The organism is Streptomyces sp. SPB074 (assembly GCF_000154905.1).
GTDB lineage: Bacteria > Actinomycetota > Actinomycetes > Streptomycetales > Streptomycetaceae > Streptomyces.
Map to the genome: position 1 here is coordinate 5,282,913 of NZ_GG770539.1, position 3,098 is coordinate 5,286,010.

The 3,098-nt window shown below is 73.6% G+C and carries 3 protein-coding genes; 1 reads left to right on the forward strand and 2 read right to left on the reverse strand.

The window, feature by feature from the left end; all coding sequences use genetic code 11:
- The coding region (locus SSBG_RS22385; protein WP_037870414.1) for an alpha-amylase family glycosyl hydrolase at window positions 1–1,174 on the reverse strand (1,174 nt) is incomplete at its 3' end.
- A 371-nt stretch (window positions 1,175–1,545) separates the two neighbouring features.
- Between SSBG_RS22385 and SSBG_RS22390 the strand changes: the two genes are divergently transcribed.
- Window positions 1,546–2,253, forward strand: a complete 708-nt coding sequence (locus SSBG_RS22390) for a DUF4230 domain-containing protein (RefSeq protein WP_037870415.1) — start codon at window positions 1,546–1,548, stop codon at window positions 2,251–2,253.
- Here the strand turns inward: SSBG_RS22390 and SSBG_RS22395 are convergent.
- Entirely contained in the window at window positions 2,231–2,989 is a 759-nt protein-coding gene (locus SSBG_RS22395) for a TetR/AcrR family transcriptional regulator (RefSeq protein ID WP_050776816.1), read from the reverse strand. The two genes, SSBG_RS22390 and SSBG_RS22395, sit on opposite strands and share 23 nt — an antisense overlap.
- Window positions 2,990–3,098: the final 109 nt, after the last annotated feature.

Sequence of the window (3,098 nt, forward strand, 5' to 3'; positions counted from 1 at the left end):
AGTACGCCGGGTCCTGCCGTGCCTCCTCCGGCAGGTCGAGCACCTCGGGCAGCCCCAGCTCCTCGCCCTGGTAGACGTACACCGAACCGGGCAGCGCGAACGTGAGCAGCGCCGCCGCGCGCCCGCGCCGCAGCCCGCGCGCCGGGTCGCCCTCCGCGTACCGCGTCGTGTGCCGCACGACGTCGTGGTTGGAGAGCACCCACGTCGTCGTCGCCCCGACCGCGCCCGTCGCGGCGAGCGAGGCGTCGATCACCTCGCGCAGCGCCCGCGCCCCCCAGGGGGCCAGCACGTACTGGAAGTTGAACGCCTGGTGCGCCTCGTCCGCGCGGACGTACAGTGCCAGCCGCTCCGAGGTCGGCGCCCACGCCTCGGCGACCTCGACGCGCTCGCCCGGGTAGGAGTCCAGGAGCGCGCGCCAGGAGCGGTGGATCTCGTGCACCCCGTCCTGGTCGAAGAAGGGCAGCACCTCGGTGTTGAGCATCCGGGCCTGCCCCGCGCGGCCCACGTCGGGCAGCCCGGGCGCCTTGACCATCCCGTGCGCGACGTCCACCCGGAAGCCGTCCACGCCGAGGTCGAGCCAGAACCGCAGCACGTCCTCGAACTCGGCGCGCACCGCCGGGTGCTCCCAGTTCAGGTCGGGCTGCTCGGGGGCGAACAGGTGCAGGTACCAGGCGCCGTCGGGCAGCCGCGTCCAGGCGGGGCCCCCGAAGACCGACTCCCAGTCGTTGGGAGGCAGTTCGCCGTGCTCCCCGCGCCCGGGGCGCAGCACGTAGTACGCGCGCTCGGGCGCCGCGGCCGAGGCGCGCGCGGCGCGGAACCACGGATGCAGCTCGGAGGTGTGGTTCGGGACGACGTCCACGATGACGCGCAGCCCGTGCGCGTGCGCCGCCCCGATGAGCGCGGCGGCGTCGGCGAGGTCGCCGAAGAGCGGATCGACCGCGCGGTAGTCCGCGACGTCGTAGCCGCCGTCGGCCTGCGGCGAGGCGTAGAACGGCGTGAGCCACACCGCGTCCACGCCGAGCCCCGCGAGGTAGGGCAGCCGGCTCGTCACACCGCGCAGGTCACCGATCCCGTCCCCGTCGCTGTCCGCGAAGGACCGTACGTACACCTGGTAGATGACGGCGTCCCGCCACCAGGCGCGCGCGAGGGGACGGGGGGCGGGGTCCAGCGGCATGAAGGGCCTCTCTTCTCGCTGCGGGGTGCGGGGTGCGGGGTGCGGCGTGCGTGGTGTGCGGCGCGGGTGGCGTCCGGTGGCGGCCCGGGGGAGGGGAGCGGGCCGCCGCCGGGCACCTGTCACGGTCATACCCGACCGGCGGACGTACCGATACGAAGTGACGCACAACGCCGTCAATTGGCGGTTTCCTTGCGGCCCCGTGTTCCTTCGCGACCTGCTCCGGCCCGCCGCCGACCGCGCCGCCGCTCTGTCACGGACCTGTCACCGGATGCCCAACGACGCCTGATCGCGCCCGTCTTGGGCATCAGAGAGCTGTGAAGGACGGGCCGACGCGAGGGCGCGGCCCCGTGGGAGGAGAGGGGAGCGCCGTCATGCCCCAGAAGACCGCCGTGTCCGAGGAGTCCGAGGAGAGCACGCGGACGACGCCGCGACGCGGGACGGGCCTGCCCTGGTGGGGGAAGCTCCTCGCGGTCCTCGTGGCGCTCGTCGTGCTCTTCACGCTGCTCATCCGCTTCGCCGTGATCCCCGGCCTCGGTGAGCTGTTCGGCGAGGAGACCCACGACCGCACCGGGCCCGCGCTGCTCAAGTCCATCAAGGACATGAGCCGTTACGAGGCCGCCACCGGCAACTTCCAGGTCGTCGTGGACCTGGAGAAGGACACGAAGTACCTGCCCGACGCCCTCAAGGGCAAGCGCACGCTGTACGTCGGCGCCGGCACCGTCTCCTCGTACGTGGAACTCGGCGGCCTCAAGGACGACGACGTGCGCGTCAACGACGACCGCACCGAGGCCACGCTGCGCCTGCCGCGCGCCGTGCTCGGCAAGCCCGCGCTCGACCCCGACCGCTCCTACGCGGTCTCCAAGCAGCGCGGACTCCTCGACCGGCTGGGCGACTTCTTCTCCGACAACCCCAACGACGAACGCGCCGTCCAGAAGCTCGCCGCCGAGCACATCGGCGACGCCGCCAAGGACAGCGAACTCACCGCCCGCGCCGAGAAGAACACCACCTCGATGCTGGAGGGGCTGCTGCACTCGCTTGGCTTCGACACCGTGCGCGTCACCTACGCGGCGAAGAAATGACCGCCTGAGCCGCGGCCTCCGCTCGCGCCCCGGGCAGCGCGCCCGCCGGCGCGAGCGCGAGGAGGCCGGCGACCAGCTCGGCGAAGGGCCCGTCCACGGGCTCCCCGGCCAGGATCTCCCGCAGCAGCACCGCGAGCGCGGGATCGCGCTGCGCGCTCACCGCGAGCAGCGCCACGAAGTCGTGCACGAGCTGGAGTTCCAGCTCCGCCCGCGCCACGCGCCGCCCGTCCAGCCACAGCAGCGCCGTGGACTCGGCGAGCGCGACCCACGACCGTACGACGAGATCGAGGCGGGCCGAGGGCTCGGCGACGCCGAGGTGCGCCAGTATCTGGTCCCGCGCGGCCTGCCGGACCGCGTCGATGAGCGCGTTCGCCGCCTGCCCCGAGGGCACGGAGGGCCCGCCGCGCATGAGCGCCGAGAAACCCGGGCCGTGCGCGTCCACGAAGTCGAAGTACCGCTCCATGACCCGCGAGAGGCGTGCGCCCAGCGGCCCTTCCCGCGGCTCCACGAAGCGGTGCGCGAGATCGTCGGCGGCCCGCCGTAGCGCCGCCTCATAGAGGCTGAGCTTCCCGGGGAAGTAGTGGTACACGAGGGGCCGCGAGATCCCGGCCGCGGCGGCGATCTCGTCTATCGACACATCGGCGGGAGGACGGCGGCTGAACAACTCCAGTGCCACGGAGATCAACTGTTCCCGACGCTCCTCGACACCCATCCTGCGGCGTACCCCGGTCGTCATACGAACACCCTACCGAGAGCGGCGGGTTAGGGGAGCCCGGGTCTCCGCGAGGCCGCCGGGGCGCAGGAGCGGGGGCGCCGCCCCCCGCCGGGGCGGCCCCGCCGTCCCC

What these genes read in the sequence shown, in the direction of transcription:
- SSBG_RS22395 (WP_050776816.1), bottom strand. Translation starts at nt 2,989, where the DNA reads ATGACGACCGGGGTACGCCGCAGGATGGGTGTCGAGGAGCGTCGGGAA.
- SSBG_RS22390 (WP_037870415.1), top strand. Translation starts at nt 1,546, where the DNA reads ATGCCCCAGAAGACCGCCGTGTCCGAGGAGTCCGAGGAGAGCACGCGG.